We start from the raw sequence: 18,557 nt of genomic DNA, 5'->3' as shown, positions 1-18,557 counted from the left end.
GGATATATTCCGCGGAACCAGTACCTTAGCAGCTCATGACAACAGATCAGGAACAAACGATCATACGGCACTGTGCAGACTGGGTACAGTTCTCGGTGATCGGCTGCGGCTTTTGCCCTTTTGCATACAAAGTGGTGGCAGACAACAGTATCCGTTATAAAGTCATCGCCGGCAGGGAACTGCATCTGCATCCGCACATGGTGCTGGAAGAACTGAAAATGCTGGAGCTGCAGCCGGAAACGGCGACAACATTGCTGATTTTCCCGGATGCATACGAGCATTTCTCCGCTTACCTGCAACTGCTGAATCAATCGGAGAAATTATTGCGCAGGAAGGGATTTGAAGGGATTTTTCAACTGGCCAGCTTCCATCCCGAATATGTTTTCGGAGATGCGGACACAGACGATCCAGCCAATTATACCAATCGTTCTCCTTACCCGATCATCCATATTCTGAGAGAAGCGGGTATGCAGGAAGCACTGGAAGGTTTCCGCGAACCGGAGCGCATTCCCGAACGCAACATACGCTTTGCGCGCAGCAAAGGAGCAGATTATCTGAAGGCGTTGTTAGCCAAAGCAATGGGTAAGGGTCACTAAACCGTGTCCATGAAACTCTTCTCCACCCGGTTGAATATAAATGCACCAAATGCCATTACAACGACCGTAAAGACCGTCGTGTACAGCAAGGCTCCCCAGCTGAAGGTGCCTCCCCCCGAACCCAGGAACGCATAACGGAAGGTCTCTACCACCGGGGACATCGGATTGATCATTAATATCTTCCTTACCAGAGGACTGATGCCGGGCGCATTGATCGGATAAATGATCGGGGTGGCATACATGAGCAACTGAACTGCGAAAGTGAGCAGAAAAATAAGGTCCCGGTATTTGGTGGTGAGCGAACTGATGATCATTCCGAAGCCCAGTCCCAGTCCCCCCATCAGCAATATCAGCAGCGGAAGCAGCCCCAATGTCATATTCGGATGTATGGTATCTGTGGTAAAAAGATAATACGCCCAGAACATCAGGAACAGGAACAGCTGAATGCCCAGTTTTACGAGATTGCTCACGACAATGGATAAGGGCATGATCAGTCTCGGGAAATACACTTTACCGAAAACAGCAGCGTTGTCCTTAAATACAGTAGATGTTTTATTCAGACAATCAGCGAAATAATTCCACAGCGTGGTACCGGCCATATAAAACACCATTGCAGGTACGGTGCCCGTGGAGATACCTGCGATCTGATTGAATACAAAAACGAAGGTAACAGTCGTAAGCAGCGGTTGCAGGAAGAACCAGATAGGCCCCAGGATCGTTTGCTTGTACAGCGCCACAAAATCCCTGCGTACCAGCAGCATCAGCAGGTCGCGGTAACGCCATACTTCCCGTAATTTGAAGTCAAGGAGACCCGATTCCGGCTCAATGACCTCTGTCCAATGCTCTGTATGATGATGCGCCTGATTCATTCGGCCGCAAATATAGCCGAAAATACCCTTTATTGCAAAGTACGCTTATGGTGTGTAAAATGGTAATTGCCAATTAAAACCTACTTTTGGGCACCCAAAAAGAAATCAATAACTCATGAATCAGGCATATATAATTGACGGTATCCGCACACCGATCGGCAGTCTAAAAGGTTCCCTGGCCACTGTCCGCACAGATGATCTTGCAGCAATGGTATTGCGCGAGCTGATGAACCGCAACAGTCATGTAGACCCGGCGCTGATCGGCGATGTGATCCTCGGTTGCGCCAATCAGGCGGGAGAAGATAACCGCAATGTGGCACGCATGGCTTCGTTGCTGGCAGGGCTTCCCTACACCGTTCCGGGAGAGACTGTAAACAGACTTTGTGCTTCCGGTCTTTCGGCTTCCATGGCCGGCGCGCGTGCGATACAGACCGGCGACGCGGATTTGATGATCACCGGAGGCGTTGAGAATATGACGCGCGGTCCCTGGGTAATGTCTAAAACAAGTACTCCTTTCGGAAGCGATGCGCAATTGTTCGATTCCACATTCGGATGGCGTTTCGTTAATCCGCGTATGAAAGAACTATATGGTGTGGACGCGATGGGAGACACCGCCGAAAACCTTGCCGATCGCGATAGCGTGAGCCGTGAAGACCAGGATAAATTTGCACTGTGGTCGCAGCAGAAAGCAGCTTTTGCACAGAGTTCCGGACGTCTTGCGAAAGAAATAATGACAGTAATGATCCCGCAGCGCAAGGGTGAGCCCAAAGCATTCTCAACAGACGAATTTGCCAAACCGGCAACTACGCTGGAGGGACTGGCCGGACTGAGGCCCGCATTTAAAAAAGAGGGTTCGGTAACTGCGGGCAACGCATCCGGGCTCAACGACGGAGCCGCGGCATTGCTGCTCGCTTCGGAGCATGCGATCAAAGCACATAACCTTACACCCCGCGCACGCATCGTAAGCATGGGTGCTGCAGGAGTAGAACCAAGGATCATGGGTATAGGACCGGTACCGGCAACACAGATCGCGTTGAAAAAGGCCGGACTGACCATGAACGATATTGATATCATTGAACTGAACGAGGCATTTGCAGCGCAGAGCCTTGCCGTTACCCGTTCGCTCGGCATTGCCGACAACGACGCACGCATCAATGTGAATGGCGGTGCTATTGCGCTTGGTCACCCGCTGGGCATGAGCGGTGCGCGCATCCTGAACAGTGCGGCATTGGAACTGCAGGAGCAAAACAAACGGTATGCTTTGGTAACAATGTGTATCGGTGTGGGTCAGGGATATGCGGTAATTATAGAACGAGCTTAAAAATCGCAAGAAACGGATTGCCGGGGATCTGTGCAAATCGCAAATTTGCAGGAAAGCGCCGAAGTATGAACGATCATTCCGCAACAGAACATTACAAGCGTATCGCTGAAGCGATACGCTTTATGTTGTTACACCAGCAACAGCAGCCAGATCTGGCAGCAGTGGCCGCTGCCGCTCATTACAGCCCGTTTCATTTTCAGAAAGTCTTCAGCGAATATACCGGCGTAAGCCCGAAAAAGTTCCAGAGATACCTGTCGCTGAATCATGCAAAAAATTTGCTGGACCAGCAATCGTCGTTGGAAAATGCGGCCTGGGAAAGCGGCCTGTCGGGTACTTCGCGCCTGCACGACCTGTTTGTTTCGCTGGAAGCAATGACACCCGCGGAATACCGTAATAAAGGAGCGGATCTCCTGATAGACTACAGCTTCGGAACATCACTTTTCGGCAATGTGCTGGTAGCATCTACCGGCAAAGGCGTTTGTCACCTGGCTTTTGAAGATAACAACGAAAAAGCGCTGGCGGAATTGCATGCAAAATTTCCGGATGCCCGTTTCAACCATCAGCAGCAACCGATGCATACGCGTGCATTACATATATTGCAGCATCCCGCAGATAGTCCGGGAACTCCTCTGAAATTACATCTGAAAGGGACCCCATTTCAACTGAAAGTATGGGAGGCCCTGCTGAAAATCCCTCAGGGTCAGTTGTGCAGTTACCGCCACATTGCGGCATATACAGGGGACGCCCAGGCTTCCCGCGCTGCAGGAACAGCCATAGGTGCCAATCCTGTTGCGTTCCTGATCCCGTGTCATCGTGTGATCAGAGGATCCGGGGTATTGGGTGGCTATCGCTGGGGACTGGACCGCAAAGCGGCTATACTGGCCTGGGAAACGGCTCTATCAGGAGCAGGATCAGAAGACGAGTTGTAAACCGTCAAACGACAAGCGCATATTTTCAGGCAAGTGTGCGCTGATCTCTTCATGAAGTCCGAGCTGATGACTGATATGTGTGAAATAGGTGGTTGAAGGGGCAATATCCCGCGCCACGGCAATCGCCTCTTCCAGCGTAAAATGAGAAATATGCGCTTCATGGCGCAAGGCATTCAGCACTAGCGTGTGAGAACCGCGGGCCTTATCCATTTCTTCGGGTGCAATGAAGTTTGCGTCTGTGATATACGTAAAGTCGCCGATGCGGAATCCGAATACTTCCATCTTATAATGCAGCACACGTATCGGTTGTATACGCAGTCCGTTGATCTCGAAGGCCTCATTGCGCATTGTATGCAGGTTGATCTGAGGGACGCCGGGGTAATCTGCATTTTTAAAAATATACTGGAATTCGCGGTGTAACACTTCCTGTGTTTCCTCTGTGGCATACACATCCAGCGGTTGTTGCATGAAATAATTGTAAGCCCGTACATCGTCGAGTCCGGCAGTATGGTCTTTATGTCCGTGTGTAAACAGGATCGCATCCAGCTTCCGCACATCTGCACGCAGCATCTGGTACCGGAAATCCGGACCACTGTCGATAACAATGGTTGCTTCAGGGGTTTCGATCAGTACAGAACAACGCAGCCTTTTGTCGCGGGGGTCAGCAGAATGACAGACCGGGCAGGGGCAGGCAATTACGGGAACACCCTGTGAGGTACCTGTTCCCAGGAATGTAACACGCATACTCATTATTCAAAATCCATTTCAGCTTGTACGGCAACTGTTCCCGAAGATGCATTCCCCAATATCTGGCGATACAGCTTTTGCATCTCGGTGCTCAGTTCTTCTTCATTTACCTGTATGCTCGGTAATATTTCGCTCAGGGCAGTAATGCGCCCTTCGATATTCAGAAATTTATTGATCACCACCACCCTCTTTTGCTCGAGCACGCAGTAACCGGAATTGAAATTCCCTTTTTCGAAGCGTATGATATAGCGCGCTTCTTCAAAAAGTTGCTCCAGTTTTTTTAGCGTGTTTGGCGTAATTTTGAGACTCATTAGAGAGGTTACTTGTTCTGCGATGAATAAACGTAAAGGTAGAAAATCAGGCACAATTTTGTGTATTATCGTTTTGTGGAGTTGCATTTTTTCTTTCCGGGCCGGTGCCCAGAACCCGTCCAGTTATTATATTGAGGAACCGCCGCTGTTCCGTGGAGGGCTAGTAGCCGGTGCAAATTTCGGCCAGGTAGACGGAGACAAGTATGCGGGTTATTATAAAGTGGGTATCAACGCGGGAGTGACCTTATACACGCGCCTGAACAATCTGTTTTCACTGAGCATGGAATTGCTGTATGCGCAGAAAGGCGCAAAATCCAACTTTATCAAAGGGTCTTCCAGCAATATTTATAACATTATAGACCAGCGCATCTCGCTTCACTATGCAGAGGTACCTGTGATGCTGAACATTACGGATGTGCATAAGAACTATGTCGGAGCCGGACTCGCTTATGCGCGGCTCATCAGCGGTACGGAAACCATTGTTACCAGTCCGAACGCCAATTATAACGGAGACGACTACCCGTTCAAAAAATATGATGTAAGCTTCGTGGCGACCGGTAACCTGTGCCTGGTAAAAGGATTGTATGCCGGCTTACGGTTTCAGTATTCGCTGCTGCCCATCCGTACCAAAGTAGACTATGAGTTTGCGCGTGCAAAGCAATACAACAACGTTTGGGTACTGCGCGTTATGTATCTGTTCTAACCTTACTATTTCCATTCAGCAACCGTCGATCCGAACTTTATGAAACCAAGATTTTTTCTGCTATTGCTCACAGCAGCGTCACTGATGATCCAAAAGACTGCTTTCGCGCAGAATCCGTCCAACTATTACGTTGAAGAACCTAAAACGTTTGTAGGCGGATTGGTTGCCGGCGCAAATTTCACGCAGGTGGACGGAGACAGCTATAAGGGGTATCATCGTATCGGTCTCACCACGGGTGTGGTTGCCTACGTATATTTCCTGCCCAAAATTGCCGGAAGCATCGAACTGCTTTTTTCTCAGAAAGGTGCGAAATCCAATGGCGGGCAACTTTCCAACAACGGACAAACCCTGATCACCAAGCAGAATATTCTGCTGAACTACGCTGAGATACCGGTGCAGCTTAATTTTTTCGACAATAAAAAGAACCATGCGGGCGTGGGACTTTCCTATTCGCAGCTGATCAACAGCAAGGAGGAGATCGAAGGCACCAATAAAAGCCTTGTGTACAATCCGGATGATTACCCGTTCCGCAAAATGGATCTGAACTTTATCCTGAGCGGGGAAGGACATTTATATAAAGGGTTGTTTGCCGGAATACGTTTCCAATACTCACTGTTATCCATTCGCAGCAAAGTAGACCCTGAGTTTGGCAATCCGCAGCAATACAACAATGTTTTCAGCCTGCGGCTGATGTATATATTTTATTAATCCCGGCTTCCCGTTTTTCAGGCGGGCGCCCCCCGAATTCCTATATTTGCGTTTAGCATGTCAGATCAATACATAGTTTCCGCCAGAAAATACCGCCCTCAGACCTTTGATACGGTCGTGGGGCAGGAACACATCACCACAACCCTGAAGAATGCTTTAAAAACGCAGCACCTGGCACATGCGTTCCTGTTCTGCGGTCCCAGAGGAGTGGGAAAAACAACCTGTGCACGTATCCTGGCGAAAACGGTCAATTGCGAAACACCTACCCCGGACATGGAAGCATGCGGACAATGTTCCAGCTGTAAAGCGTTTGAGAGCAACAGCTCCTTCAGCGTGTTTGAGCTGGATGCTGCATCCAACAACTCTGTGGAAGACATACGCGAACTGACAGACCAGGTACGTTTCGCACCGACGCACGGCAAATACAAAGTGTATATCATAGACGAGGTACACATGCTGAGTACCGCGGCTTTTAACGCGTTTCTGAAAACCCTTGAAGAACCGCCTTCGTATGCAATCTTCATTCTCGCAACAACGGAAAAGCATAAGATACTGCCCACCATTCTGAGCCGCTGCCAGATATTCGATTTTAAACGCATCACTACCAACGATACAGTCGGTCATCTGCAACGCATAGCGGAGAAAGAACATATCCATGCGGAGGAAGCGGCTTTGCATCTCATCGCACAAAAGAGCGAAGGGTGTATGCGGGACGCCTTGTCTATCCTCGATACGATCACCAGCTTCACGAATGGCAATCTCGGCTACCAGGCTACACTCAGCTTACTGAACCAACTGGATGCCGAATTCTATTTCGCACTCACTGATAATATTCTTGCCGGCGACATCGCCTCTACCCTGCTTACCCTCGAAAGCGCTATGGACCGAGGTTTTGAGGGCGACATCCTGCTTTCGGGGCTCTCGGAGCACCTGCGCAACCTGCTGCTGTGTAAAGATGCACGCATGGCCAAACTGCTGGACGTACCGGCCAATCAGAAACCGGTCTATCACGAGAAAGCGAATCAGGCTCCCCCATCATTCATACTGTCTGCACTCAACGTACTGAATGAAAGCGAGATCCATTACAAAAACGCCAATAATAAAAAACTGCATACGGAATTATGCCTGATCAGGCTCTGCTATATTCAGCAGCAGCTGCAGGTAACCGCCGTTGCGGATGAAAAAAAAAATGAATTTCCGGTAGCAAAAGCAAGCCAGGCAACAGTACCTGATGCACTGTCGTCCAACCCGATAGCAAATCCATTACCGACCCAGGCACCTCCTCGCGAAGAACAGCTGCAGGTGCAGCCGGTATCTTTGCCCGAACCGGCTATGCCGCAGGCGACTACCGGAGCGCCACGAACGGCAACAACTCAGGCTTCCGCCGGTCAGGGACAGGCAGCACCTTCTTTCAGGCCATCCCCGTTTTCCGGGATGCAGTCCACAGGCGCTGCTGCCCGCAGGGTTACGCGCAATATGCTGCAGCAGACAGAAACCGGCGGTGCACAGCAGGTACAGGTAATGCCGGTGGAATCGGTAACGCTTGAACTGATCGAGCGTATATTGTTTGATTACAAGGAAACACTGATAGAACAGAAAAAGACGATCCTGTACACCAGCTACAACACATTGAAAATGGAAATGCCGGAACCCGGCACTTTGCATCTGATCTCGCCCAACAGCATCGCAGACAGCAATATACAGGCGGAAAAAGGAACGATACAGGACCTGATCAAAAAAGAGACCGGGCTCACAATCCGCATTACGAATGCATATGAAGAAACGGACGAAGGACCCAAAGAAACGGCTCTTTCCAAAACAGACATATTTGATGAAATGGCCGCCAAAAATCCGACCTTGCAATACCTGAAAGAGACACTCCGTTTAAGCATAGAATATTAGACATGAGCAGCCATACCTCGCAAAAACTCATCATACTCGCGGCTCCTTCCGGCTCGGGCAAAACCACACTTACCAACCGGCTGATGCAGACTTTTCCGCAACTGGCCTTTTCTGTATCCGCATGCACCAGACCACCGCGTGCAGGAGAAGTAGACGGTAAAGATTATCATTTCATCAGCCTTGAGGCATTCCGGGAAGGAATAGCGAACGACGATTTCGTTGAGTGGGAAATGGTCTACCAGGGTAAATATTACGGAACGCGCAAATCTGAATTGCAGCGTCTCTGGGATCTCGGGAAAATACCCATTCTTGATATAGACGTTAAAGGGGCCGTAAACGTCATGCGGCAGTTCCCGGAAAATGCGCTGACCGTTTTTATCCAGGCACCCTCTATTGACGCATTACGTGAACGCCTGCAGAACCGCGGAACAGAAACGGAAGAAAGTCTTGCCGAGCGCGTAAACAAAGCAGAAGAGGAACTTGATTATGCCTCGCACTTCCAGCATACCATAGTAAACGACCATCTTGAAGAAGCAGCTGCAAAACTGATCGGTATCGTGCGCGATTTTTTACAAGAAAATTAGCACGCCGATCGCTTATTTTTACGTCCATAATTTCAAGCCGTATGAACGAACGCATCCACGAACTGCTCCAAAAAATCAATGCGCTGACTCAGCATGCAACGGTTTCACTACTGGAGAAAGATTTGCTGCTCCAGTATACCCGGGAACTGTACGAACAGTTTGCAGCATTAGAGACAACTGCTGAACAAACAGCAGATGCGGCGTTCGTAAAGGATGCTCCTGCGGGCAATGTCGCTCCGGAGGAACACTCCCAACAGGAACCTGAAGCTGACGAGCATCAAGGGCAGGATGCTATACCGGATGAGGCTCCTGATGAACCGGAAGCAGCAACAGAATCTCCGGAAGAGCAAGCAGAACCGCAGGCACAGCAAACGGGAAACCCGGATGAAATTTCTGACGAACAGATTCCTGTACCTGAAACCGTAATTCCCGAACAGGAAATACCGCCGGTACCTGCGGAACAAACGGCTTCTGTTGCCGTGGAAAATACTACGGCAAAATCAGAAAACGACGATGCTCTGACGCAGGATGAATTAACCTTTACGAGCAATGAACAACCCTTCCGGGAACCCGACACTTTTGAGCTGGAACCCGAACTCCAGGCGGAACGACCACTCCTCTCCGGAAGACTCGGCGATTTCAAACTGTGGAACCGCGATATCCGCTCTTACATCGGCATCAACGACAAGTATAACTTTATCTCCGAATTATTTGGCAACAATTCCGAAGCATACGAAGAGATCCTGAATGAACTGAACCGCTGCGGCAGCTTTCAGGACGGCATCAGTTTCCTGAACAATTCCGGAGTAACAACACTTTACCGCTGGAAAGAAGATGGGTTCAGCGAGCAGATTTTCTATAATGTCTTAAGCCAGTTTTTCTCGGCAAGGTAATCCAGTATCCTGCGTGTGGCGCCGGCTCTGGATGCCACGTAGTTACCGGCTGCAGACGCCTTAAACTGGTATTGTGCAGGATTTTCCAGCATAGAACTGAGAAACAGCATCAGCTCCTTTTTATTGGAACAGGCGGTAGCTCCGCCAGACTGTATCAGCTCCTGGGCCTCCAGATAGTCGGTGTATTGGGGACCAAATGCACAGGGAATACCATATACGGCAGGCTCCAGCACGTTGTGCACGCCGGTAGCGCTTAATCCGCCGCCGATCCAGGCTATGGACGCATAACGATATAATTTCAGCAGAATACCAATCGTATCCACGACCAATACCCTTTCTGTGAAAGCGGCACCATCTTCCCATTCCGACCAGCGCTTGATCTTGCCGTTAAAGGTTTTGGCCACTTTCTCTATACGCTGCTGGTCTACCTCATGCGGTACGATCACCAGTTTCCAATTGTCCGGGAGCACGGGCAGCACTTCAGCAAGCAACGCTTCGTCCGGTGCCCAGGTACTGCCGGCTATCAGCAGTTTATGGTTCTGACAAAGACGTTCCACCTCCGGCAATGAACTCATTTTATGTTTTACAAACAGCACGCGGTCGAAGCGTGTATCCCCGGCTACGGTCACCTGATTGATACCGATGCCCTGAAGCAACTGCTGTGATAATTCGTCCTGCACAAAAATATGCGTGAACATCCGAAGCATATCGCGGCGCAGTCCTCCGTAAAACTTAAAGAAGTTCTGGTGCTCGCGGAATATCGCGCTGATGAGAATGGCGGGTATCTGCCTGCGTTGAAGCGTGGAAAGATAATAATACCAGAGATCGTATTTCACGAATACCGCAAGTGAAGGCTGCACGTCCAGCACAAATTGTTCGGCATGTTCGCGCTTATCGAGTGGCAGGTAGAAAACATAGTCGGCTCCCTTATATTTTTTGCGCACCTGGTAGCCGGAAGGCGAAAAAAAAGTGAGGACCAGCGCATAGCCGGGATATTCACTGCGCAGTAATTCGATGAGATTGCGCCCTTGCTCAAATTCTCCGAGCGAAGCACAATGCACCCATATACGCGGTCGGCTTTCTCCGGCCATCACCGCTTTGATGCGCAACAGCAAACCCTTGCGGCCTTCCAGGAAGAGCTTTGCTTTGGGTTTGAAAGGTGCCGCACAGCGCAGCATCCATTCATACATTGTGATCAGGAAACGGTAGCAGTACAACATGACTATTCGAAGTAGTAATCTTCGGATTTTCGTTTAAAGATCGGTAAAATCCAGCCACCGCGCACACCAAACATTATGTCCACTCGCTTATCCGTTCCCGGACGGCGCACATCGTACAGGAAATCGCGTCTGCCCTGTGTGAACCCTGCAACCACATCGAGTCCGAGGTGGAAGTTCACGAGACCCGTATTGGACAGGAACACATAACCGACATACTGCTCCACATAAATTCCGTTCGTGAGCCGGTCGTACCCTTTGCGGTAATCCCCCTGTAAAGCCACGATCGATTCACTTTTGTCTTTGATCAGTATGCGGTGCTGCATAAAGCCTGCGCCGGTCATCACAAGAATACCCGCATCCTGCAATTTGGGAGTGAGCCGGAAAATATAACCGGCTTCGGCACCCAACATAAAACCACGTTTGAATTTCTGCACATACAGCCGTTGTCCGTCCTGATTGATAAATGTACTGTCGGGACCGATCACACCCGAAAAAAGAGAGTCTTCACGTATAGAGGACCCATTCAGGAAATCGAGCTTCATACCGAACACCCAATTGCTTTTCGTTTTATAGTGACACGATAACCCTACGCGGTACCCCGGCCCGAAGCGCTTGGCCATATCTGCACCAGGCATATCAAAACTGCCGTTAACGCCAACCAGAAAACCTTTTCGTGCGGGAAGATTTTCATTTTCGAACAAACCTTTCTGTGCGTGGACAGCAAAGCTGCATAAACACAAAGCAACAATCTGAACCGAACGTAATAACTCTCTCATCGTGAAACTTAAAGACCCTGCAAGATACGGCACTTATTTTATTAGTTGATGCATGAACTGTAGGACTTTGGGACGAAATGATTACCTTTGCTCCAATTTTCGATAAACCACAAGAACGCAAATACAACTTATGGCAATTGTAGACTTAGTAATGCCCAAAATGGGAGAAAGTATTACCGAAGCAACCATTTTGAAATGGCATAAGAAATCAGGAGATTCCGTGAAAATGGATGAGACTGTTCTCGAGATTGCAACTGATAAAGTAGATAGTGAGGTACCCTCTACCGGAGCAGGTACCATTACAGAGATATTGTTCAAGGAAAATGATGTGGTAGCGGTAGGAACCGTTATTGCACGCATCAGCACCGAAGCGGGCGCAGCTGTTGCCACACCGGCAGCTCCGGCTCCACAGGCAGCACCTGTAGCTGCCGCACCCGTTGCCGGCGCCCCTGCTGCCCACGCAGCACCGGCTGCTAACGGCGTTGCCGGAGCCAACAAATTTTATTCACCGCTTGTGTTGAACATCGCGGCACAGGAAGGTATCTCCATGGCAGAAATGGAACGTATACCCGGTACAGGCAACGAAGGCCGTGTAACCAAAAAAGATATTCTCAACTACGTAGCCAACCGTGGTAATGCTGCGCCACAGGCTGCCCCCGCAGCTCAGCCGGCACCTGCTGCAAGCGCTCCGGCAACGGAAGCCCCTAAAGCAGCGCCTGCACCGATCAGCGGCAATGTGGAGATCATTGAAATGGACCGTATGCGCAAGCTCATTGCAGATCACATGGTCCGTTCAAAAGCTACTTCTCCGCATGTAACGAGCTTCACGGAAGCGGATGTAACCAACCTGGTTCGCTGGAGAGAGAAAAATAAAAACGCATTTGAAAAGCAATACGGAGAAAAAATCACGTTCACACCGATCTTTATCGAAGCTATCGTTAAATGCATCAGTAAATACCCGATGATCAACAGCAGCGTAGACGGCGACCGCATTATCGTGAAAAAAGATATCAATATCGGTATGGCGGCAGCCCTGCCGAGCGGCAACCTGATCGTTCCTGTGATTAAAAACGCAGATTCTAAAAACCTGATCGGTCTTACGAAAGATGTGAATGCACTGGCAAAAGCTGCACGCAACAACAAGCTGAAAGCCGATGATACCCAGGGCGGAACATTCACGCTTACGAACGTAGGCACATTCGGAAGCCTGATGGGAACACCGATCATCAATCAGCCGCAGGTGGCTATTATGGCGGTGGGCAGCATTAAGAAACGCCCGATGGTAATTGAAACTGCTGAAGGAGATGTGATCGCTATCCGTCACATGATGTACCTGTCTCTGAGCTACGATCACCGCATTGTTGACGGTTCATTGGGAGCCAGCTTCCTTACTGCTGTTGCAAATGAACTCGAAGCATTTGATCCTAACCGCAGTATTTAACAGGAAGATATATTACTCGGATTTTCTAAGTATTTTAATTAATATTTAAAAAAAAGTTTCTACTGCCTGTTGCTTTTTACTTTTTTTAATTATCTTGTCGCGGTATTGTTAATCGTCTATACATAAAAAATTAAATATCATGAGAAAAGCCGACATTATAACAAACATTGCAGACAAAACCGGCATCCCGAAAGTTGACATTCTTGTTACGCTTGAAACCTTTTTCAAAGAGGTGAAACAAACTGTTTTTGAAGGCGAAACCGTTAGTATCCGGGGCTTCGGCAGTTTCACCACTAAAAAGCGTGCTGCCAAAAAAGGTAGAAACATCAAGAAAAACGAAGTAGTGCACATCCCTGAGCATTATATTCCGACGTTCAAACCGGCAAAAGAATTTATGATTGCATTGAAATCTGTGAAAGTAAAAGAAGGTCCGACTACTTAATTATTAAGTTAACCGGCACCCTTATTTCTTTACTTTCAGATTTTTCTGCATCGATAACAACCCTATATCGTCTGCGCACTGCTTAAGAGACAAAGTATCCAGGCCGTTATAGTATCCGCGTACAAATCGTTCTTTATCCACTAATACAAAAGTGGATGTATGGTCAAACTGTTCAGCTCCGGCTGGCTGTTTGACCATTAATTTTAATTCATTGTTCAGGAAATTATAGATCGTATCCGCATTTCCCGTAAGGAACCACCAATGATCTGAATTCGCCTTAAAACGCTCTGCATAAGCCCTTAAAGCGCCTGCAGAATCCCTTTCAGGATCGATGCTCACAGATATCAGCTGCACCGTGGAATCGTTGCGTTTGAACGCCTTCTGCAGGATCGCCATATTGCCCGTGAGTTTGGGGCATACACTGCCGCATTGGGCAAAAAACACCTCGATCACCAGTATCTTATCGCGCAGGTCGCTGTTCAGCCTTATATGGTCGCCAAACTGATTGATAAAGCCGACATCCGCCACCCTGTGGTAAACGGTATCCGAGGGGCCGTTTACCGACTCTGCATTGTAATAACGGGGCATGGCCAGCTTATCCTTGCCGAGCATTTTGGCAATGATATAAAAAGAGAACGGCAGCAAAACTGCCACCGTTAATCCCAGAAAAAACTTCTTATTATTGTTCTTGTTCATTACTTAGCGTGATGATAATCGAAACGTGCAGGGTTTTCATTATTCATTGTTTTCCAGTGACCACCGTCGTACAGGAATGCGATGATGAACCAGATAAACAGCACCAGCGGCATCAGTACGATATTGCGGAACCATTTTACTTCATCGCCAAGGTGCATGAACACGCTTACGATATAAGCAGATTTCAGCACGGTGAGGATCAGGAATATTGAATTGATGATCACTTTTGAAAGGTGCGCCGAGAGGTACAAACCACCGAGTACCTCTACTACCGTGATAACAGACAGGATAAATGTTATTTTCCAGATTTTCTTTACCTGCGCTTTACTTTCATCCGATTTTACATCGTGATGATGGGCAAGCACTCCGGAATACAATTTGGACTGATCGCCCTCGTACAGATGCTGGATGTTATTATCGTTATGAGCTCCGTGAGACATGGATTGAATATTTTATGGTTAGTTGTGAAATTTATTTTCGGATCGACGATTAGAGGAGGTAGAAACAGGTAAATACGAATACCCAGACCAGATCCACAAAGTGCCAGTACAGACCTACTTTCTCCACCATTTCATAATGGCCTCTTTTGGCATAAGTACCGTTTACGGTGTTGATCAGGATCAGGATATTGAAGATAACCCCTGAAGTAACGTGCGCACCATGGAAACCGGTAATGGTAAAGAAGAAGTTGAAGAAGTTGTTGGTAGACTGTGATAACTGAGCTGCAGTAGCGGACTCGAGCACAGCCGGTTTGAAGAAGTGATGATACACATCTTTAGAAGCGGTCAGATCCTGGAAAGAACCCCACCAGGCACCCTGGTGATTCAAGTGGGTCCACTCCCATGCCTGACAGCTCAGGAACGCAATACCACCGATGATGGTCCACAGCAACCATTTTACCACACCCTGACGATCGTTGCAATGACCTGCATGTACCGCAAGTACCATCGTAACGGAAGACAAGATCAGGATAAACGTCATCAGACTCACGAACATCAGCGGCAGGTTTGCCTCACCCATGAACGGAAACGAATGAAATACGTGGTTAGGATCCGGCCAGATGGCAGAAGCGAAACGCGTGGTACCGTAAGAGATCAGAAATGCACTGAATGTGAAGGCATCTGACAACAGGAATACCCACATCATGATTTTTCCGTAACTCACATTGAACGGGGAACGTCCGCCACCGAACGCTTTAGGAGTTGCTGCTGTAGTTGAATGCGACATAATTTGTTAAGAAAATAAGAATTTAATTGGCTAGGTTTGCGCGCAAAAATAAAACGCTTTTTTCAGTCATCCAAATGTCTTTTTTTGTTATTGGTTTACCAAAAAAAAGATAAAAAGATAGAGCCAGAGCAGGTCTACAAAGTGCCAGTAATTGGCAGCAATCGACATTCCCGTCGCACTGTACTCTTTGACATTTTTACGGAAAGACCGCAGCCATACCACCAGCAATGCGACGATACCGCCTGCGATATGCGCCAGGTGCAATCCCCATATAATAAACAGGAATGATTCACTCGGATTCCCGTCGAGCCGTACCGGCTTCGGAGCATGGTACAATTCGCTGAAACCGATATACTGCAGCAGTCCGAAGCACAGACCCAGAACAAGGCTCAGTACAACAAACGCGCGGAATACCGGGATGCGCCGTGCCTTTAACGCGCGCAAAGCCAGGTGAACCGTTACGCTGCTCAACACGATCACAACCGTTGAAAACCAAAAGATATGCGGCAGTTCGTACGAACGCCAGTTGGGTTGTCCGCGGCGGACAATATACGCGCTTGTAAGGCCGGCAAACATCATTGCAATACTCGCCATAGCCACATACAGCGCAAACATTTGCGGATGAATTCTCTTCCTCGTTGCGGTGCTCATTTCTTCAGTCAGGATATTTAAAGTTTGGTAAAATATAACGCAAGCAATACCAACGGCAGGTAGACAAACGATGCGTACATCACCTGTTTGGCAGACTTAAAATCATTTTTGCGGTAGAAGTTGACAGATGCCGCAAAGTACAGCACTCCTCCGGCCATCGCGATCCACATACCCCAGTTCGAGCACATATGCATCAGTCGCGGAAATAAGGCCAGCGGAATCAGCACTATACTGTAGAACATGCATTGCAAACCGGTAAAGCGGGAACTCCGTTCCTGTGAAGGCAGCATACTGATGCCGGCTTTCAGGTATTCGTCGTACCCTACCCAGCCGATAGCCCAGTAATGCGGGAACTGCCAGAAAAACTGGAACAGGAACAGCAACCAGCCGCCCATCGCTGCGGGCCCCCAGACCTGACCCGTTGCAGCAACCCATCCCAAAAGAGGAGGCAGCGCACCCGGTATCGCACCGATCAGCACGGCAATAGGATGCACGCGTTTCATGGGGGTATAGGCAAATGCGTATAACAATAAGGAAATAAAACTCAGGATGCCGGTAAGCAGGTTGAAATAAAAACCCAGCAAGGAGGCGCCGCCAAAACCGGCAATGGCAGCGATGATCCACGCTTCCGTACGGCTCATACGTCCGTCGGGAATCGGGCGCAGCATCGTACGCCGCATCAGTTTATCACCTTCGTGCTCCAGTATCTGGTTGAGGGTATTCGCCCCGCCTGTAACAAGCAACCCGCCCAGGTACAGCACCAGCACGGGCATCAGCTCAAAAGAAACTTCCGGCGCCATCAGGTATCCGATAACACTCGAAAAAACCACCATCATCGAGAGATTGGGCTTCAGCAATTGCGCATAGTCGCGAACCTTGGAAGGAACCGCAGACGACGGGCTTTTCGCATTCAGAGTCTCTTGTTGCAAGGTAATCGTGATTTGTTAAAATAGTCTGCAAAATTAACGTGATATTCGGAATGATGGAGGTCTTTTTTTAATCGACATATGTTGCAGCGCGCCCGGCTCAAACCACAACTGTTGAATCAGCAAAAAAAATCCCGACCAAAGAAAAAACTATGGGAGCTCCTGAGAAAAGGATTTAATTTTGCGGGCAAATCATTAATACATGCACACTTTAGTTGGAAAAAAAGCTCCGATTTTTTCGGAAGAGGCCGTAGTGAACGGTTCTGAATTTGTAGAAGGCTTTTCGCTGGAACAATTTATCGGGAAGAAAAACGTGGTATTCTTCTTTTACCCCCTCGATTTCACGTTTGTTTGTCCTACAGAACTGGTAGCTTTCCAGGATAAGCTGGCGGAATTTGAATCCCGCGATACTGCCGTAGTTGCGTGTTCCACCGATTCTAAATTTTCCCATTGGGCATGGTTGAATACTGAGCGCAACAAAGGTGGAATCAAAGGTGTTACCTACCCCATCGTTGCCGATTATTCAAAGCTGATTTCAATCAATTACGGAGTATTAGCCGGAAAGTACACTGCCGATGGGGATAATATCTCCTTCGAAGGCAATCCTGTGGCATTCCGTGGTCTGTTCCTGATCGACAAGCAAGGCGTGATCCGTCACCAGGTGATCAATGATCTGCCGCTCGGACGCAGTGTGGACGAAGCTTTACGCATGGTAGATGCGCTGAACTTCCACGAAGAGAACGGAGAAGTTTGTCCTGCAAACTGGGATAAAACAAAAGAAGGTCTGAAAACAACTGCTGAAGATATCGCCGCTTACCTGGGTGCGCATACCAACTAAGTGTTGAACTGACGATATAGTAAGAAACCCGCAGTCGTGGACTGCGGGTTTCTTTTTTATAATGCAGCAGACCCCTGTTATGCCGCGAAATACGCTTCCAGACATTCGTCTTCTGCAGTGCGCATTTCAGCTTTTTCCGCCGGTTTTTTATCACCAAACCCACACAGGTGCAGCATCCCGTGAAAAATGACCCGGTGAAGTTCATTTTCGTAAGATACGGAAAAGCGTTGTGCATTCTCTGCCACACGCTCCACGCTGATATATATTTCGCCGACAACCTCGCTTTCGCTTTCGCTCATATCGAATGTAATAATGTCGGTGTAAGTGTCATGGTCGAGGTATTCCCTGTTTATCTTCAGTAATGCCTCGTCGGAGCAGAAGATGTACGACAAGCGTACCTTCCGGATACCTTCGAGATAATGCTGTACGCGTCCGTTCAGCCAACCGGCCAGCCGGCGTTTATTTTTCAGCCCGGATTGTATTTCCTGTTCGTAAAAGTGTGCGCTCATATAATTTGCTTATTCGCTTACCAAAACCCATATTTTCTCCGCATCTTCTTTGCGGATACTGAGATGATATCCGGCAATACGCAAAGCAAGGGGATCACCCAGCGGGGCTATCATTTCGACCCAAACCGGCTCTCCCGGTAAACAGCCCATTTCCATAAGCGTAAGGCGGAAAGCCGATTCTTCATGTTCCTGGATCATAGCTTTACTTCCTTTCGGTAAAGCCGACAACCTGACTCTTTTCTCTGACACGAGTGTGTATGCTTTAAAT

The 18,557-nt window shown here is 48.6% G+C and carries 23 protein-coding genes; 11 read left to right on the top strand and 12 right to left on the bottom strand.

The genetic code is table 11. From position 1 onward, the window contains the following. Positions 1 to 35: 35 nt before the first annotated feature. A complete protein-coding gene (locus tag ABD846_RS07185; protein WP_344824512.1) occupies positions 36 to 596 on the top strand; it encodes a DUF1415 domain-containing protein in 561 nt (186 codons plus the stop codon). Here ABD846_RS07185 and ABD846_RS07180 read toward each other — a convergent pair. After that, positions 593 to 1,465 carry an ABC transporter permease gene (locus ABD846_RS07180; RefSeq protein ID WP_344824509.1) on the bottom strand — a complete coding sequence of 291 codons (873 nt, stop codon included), beginning with the start codon at positions 1,463 to 1,465 and terminating at the stop codon, positions 593 to 595. The genes ABD846_RS07185 and ABD846_RS07180 overlap by 4 nt on opposite strands. Positions 1,466 to 1,580: 115 nt before the next feature. Here ABD846_RS07180 and pcaF point away from each other — a divergent pair, with 115 nt between their 5' ends. Both pcaF and ABD846_RS07170 read left to right on the top strand, forming a co-directional pair. After that, a complete protein-coding gene (gene pcaF, locus ABD846_RS07175) occupies positions 1,581 to 2,786 on the top strand; it encodes a 3-oxoadipyl-CoA thiolase (RefSeq protein WP_344824506.1) in 1,206 nt (401 codons plus the stop codon). 65 nt (positions 2,787 to 2,851) lie between these two features. Continuing rightward, positions 2,852 to 3,715, top strand: a complete 864-nt coding sequence (locus ABD846_RS07170) for a methylated-DNA--[protein]-cysteine S-methyltransferase (RefSeq protein WP_344824503.1) — start codon at positions 2,852 to 2,854, stop codon at positions 3,713 to 3,715. On the opposite strand, the gene ABD846_RS07165 is transcribed toward ABD846_RS07170, so the two are convergent. Both ABD846_RS07165 and ABD846_RS07160 read right to left on the bottom strand, forming a co-directional pair. Next, the gene (locus ABD846_RS07165; protein WP_344824501.1) at positions 3,698 to 4,459 is read right to left on the bottom strand and encodes an MBL fold metallo-hydrolase; all 762 of its coding nucleotides are present in this window, start codon (positions 4,457 to 4,459) and stop codon (positions 3,698 to 3,700) included. The genes ABD846_RS07170 and ABD846_RS07165 overlap by 18 nt on opposite strands. 5 nt (positions 4,460 to 4,464) lie before the next feature. Then, positions 4,465 to 4,773, bottom strand: coding sequence for a hypothetical protein (locus ABD846_RS07160; RefSeq protein WP_344824498.1), 309 nt, complete (start codon positions 4,771 to 4,773; stop codon positions 4,465 to 4,467). Positions 4,774 to 4,795: 22 nt separating this feature from the next. Here ABD846_RS07160 and ABD846_RS07155 point away from each other — a divergent pair, with 22 nt between their 5' ends. The 5 genes from ABD846_RS07155 to ABD846_RS07135 are packed head-to-tail and all read left to right on the top strand — an operon-like array spanning position 4,796 to position 9,563. Continuing rightward, positions 4,796 to 5,476, top strand: a complete 681-nt coding sequence (locus ABD846_RS07155; RefSeq protein WP_344824495.1) for an outer membrane beta-barrel protein — start codon at positions 4,796 to 4,798, stop codon at positions 5,474 to 5,476. Positions 5,477 to 5,515: 39 nt separating this feature from the next. Then, positions 5,516 to 6,184, top strand: coding sequence for an outer membrane beta-barrel protein (locus ABD846_RS07150; RefSeq protein ID WP_344824492.1), 669 nt, complete (start codon positions 5,516 to 5,518; stop codon positions 6,182 to 6,184). Between the two features lie 57 nt (positions 6,185 to 6,241). Further along, positions 6,242 to 8,086 carry a DNA polymerase III subunit gamma/tau gene (locus ABD846_RS07145; RefSeq protein WP_344824489.1) on the top strand — a complete coding sequence of 615 codons (1,845 nt, stop codon included), beginning with the start codon at positions 6,242 to 6,244 and terminating at the stop codon, positions 8,084 to 8,086. Positions 8,087 to 8,088: 2 nt separating this feature from the next. Next, complete coding sequence (gmk, locus tag ABD846_RS07140; protein ID WP_344824486.1) at positions 8,089 to 8,670, top strand: guanylate kinase; 582 nt, start codon at positions 8,089 to 8,091, stop codon at positions 8,668 to 8,670. Positions 8,671 to 8,711: 41 nt separating this feature from the next. Continuing rightward, the gene (locus ABD846_RS07135) at positions 8,712 to 9,563 is read left to right on the top strand and encodes a prolipoprotein diacylglyceryl transferase (RefSeq protein WP_344824484.1); all 852 of its coding nucleotides are present in this window, start codon (positions 8,712 to 8,714) and stop codon (positions 9,561 to 9,563) included. On the opposite strand, the gene ABD846_RS07130 is transcribed toward ABD846_RS07135, so the two are convergent. Both ABD846_RS07130 and ABD846_RS07125 read right to left on the bottom strand, forming a co-directional pair. After that, complete coding sequence (locus ABD846_RS07130; RefSeq protein ID WP_344824481.1) at positions 9,527 to 10,783, bottom strand: 3-deoxy-D-manno-octulosonic acid transferase; 1,257 nt, start codon at positions 10,781 to 10,783, stop codon at positions 9,527 to 9,529. The genes ABD846_RS07135 and ABD846_RS07130 overlap by 37 nt on opposite strands. Positions 10,784 to 10,785: 2 nt before the next feature. Next, positions 10,786 to 11,559 carry a hypothetical protein gene (locus ABD846_RS07125; RefSeq protein ID WP_344824478.1) on the bottom strand — a complete coding sequence of 258 codons (774 nt, stop codon included), beginning with the start codon at positions 11,557 to 11,559 and terminating at the stop codon, positions 10,786 to 10,788. Positions 11,560 to 11,689: 130 nt separating this feature from the next. Between ABD846_RS07125 and ABD846_RS07120 the strand changes: the two genes are divergently transcribed. Together ABD846_RS07120 and ABD846_RS07115 are read left to right on the top strand one after the other, a co-directional pair. After that, entirely contained in the window at positions 11,690 to 13,000 is a 1,311-nt protein-coding gene (locus ABD846_RS07120; protein ID WP_344824476.1) for a dihydrolipoamide acetyltransferase family protein, read from the top strand. A gap of 139 nt (positions 13,001 to 13,139) precedes the next feature. Next, a complete protein-coding gene (locus tag ABD846_RS07115; RefSeq protein WP_344824474.1) occupies positions 13,140 to 13,442 on the top strand; it encodes an HU family DNA-binding protein in 303 nt (100 codons plus the stop codon). 21 nt (positions 13,443 to 13,463) lie between these two features. On the opposite strand, the gene ABD846_RS07110 is transcribed toward ABD846_RS07115, so the two are convergent. The 5 genes from ABD846_RS07110 to cyoE form a co-directional block, all read right to left on the bottom strand. Next, on the bottom strand, positions 13,464 to 14,138 hold the full coding sequence (locus tag ABD846_RS07110; RefSeq protein WP_344824472.1) for an SCO family protein: 675 nt from the start codon (positions 14,136 to 14,138) through the stop codon (positions 13,464 to 13,466). Continuing rightward, positions 14,138 to 14,578 carry a cytochrome C oxidase subunit IV family protein gene (locus ABD846_RS07105; RefSeq protein ID WP_344824469.1) on the bottom strand — a complete coding sequence of 147 codons (441 nt, stop codon included), beginning with the start codon at positions 14,576 to 14,578 and terminating at the stop codon, positions 14,138 to 14,140. Before ABD846_RS07105 ends, ABD846_RS07110 begins: the two co-directional genes overlap by 1 nt. 49 nt (positions 14,579 to 14,627) lie before the next feature. Beyond that, positions 14,628 to 15,365: a cytochrome c oxidase subunit 3 gene (locus tag ABD846_RS07100; protein ID WP_344824466.1), complete on the bottom strand. Its 738-nt coding sequence runs from the start codon at positions 15,363 to 15,365 to the stop codon at positions 14,628 to 14,630. A gap of 87 nt (positions 15,366 to 15,452) precedes the next feature. Then, on the bottom strand, positions 15,453 to 16,016 hold the full coding sequence (locus ABD846_RS07095; RefSeq protein WP_344824464.1) for a cytochrome c oxidase subunit 3: 564 nt from the start codon (positions 16,014 to 16,016) through the stop codon (positions 15,453 to 15,455). A gap of 17 nt (positions 16,017 to 16,033) precedes the next feature. Further along, on the bottom strand, positions 16,034 to 16,945 hold the full coding sequence (gene cyoE, locus ABD846_RS07090) for a heme o synthase (RefSeq protein WP_344824461.1): 912 nt from the start codon (positions 16,943 to 16,945) through the stop codon (positions 16,034 to 16,036). Positions 16,946 to 17,144: 199 nt separating this feature from the next. Here cyoE and ABD846_RS07085 point away from each other — a divergent pair, with 199 nt between their 5' ends. Further along, positions 17,145 to 17,780, top strand: coding sequence for a peroxiredoxin (locus tag ABD846_RS07085; protein WP_344824457.1), 636 nt, complete (start codon positions 17,145 to 17,147; stop codon positions 17,778 to 17,780). A gap of 77 nt (positions 17,781 to 17,857) precedes the next feature. Here ABD846_RS07085 and ybeY read toward each other — a convergent pair whose 3' ends face one another. After that, entirely contained in the window at positions 17,858 to 18,289 is a 432-nt protein-coding gene (gene ybeY, locus ABD846_RS07080; RefSeq protein WP_344824454.1) for an rRNA maturation RNase YbeY, read from the bottom strand. A 9-nt stretch (positions 18,290 to 18,298) separates the two neighbouring features. Then, the gene (locus ABD846_RS07075) at positions 18,299 to 18,538 is read right to left on the bottom strand and encodes a FeoA family protein (RefSeq protein WP_344824451.1); all 240 of its coding nucleotides are present in this window, start codon (positions 18,536 to 18,538) and stop codon (positions 18,299 to 18,301) included. Between the last annotated feature and the right edge of the window lie 19 nt (positions 18,539 to 18,557).

Source organism: Rurimicrobium arvi (assembly GCF_039540495.1).
Taxonomy (GTDB): Bacteria; Bacteroidota; Bacteroidia; order Chitinophagales; family Chitinophagaceae; genus Rurimicrobium; species Rurimicrobium arvi.
This window is presented reverse-complemented; position numbering and strand designations above follow the sequence as displayed.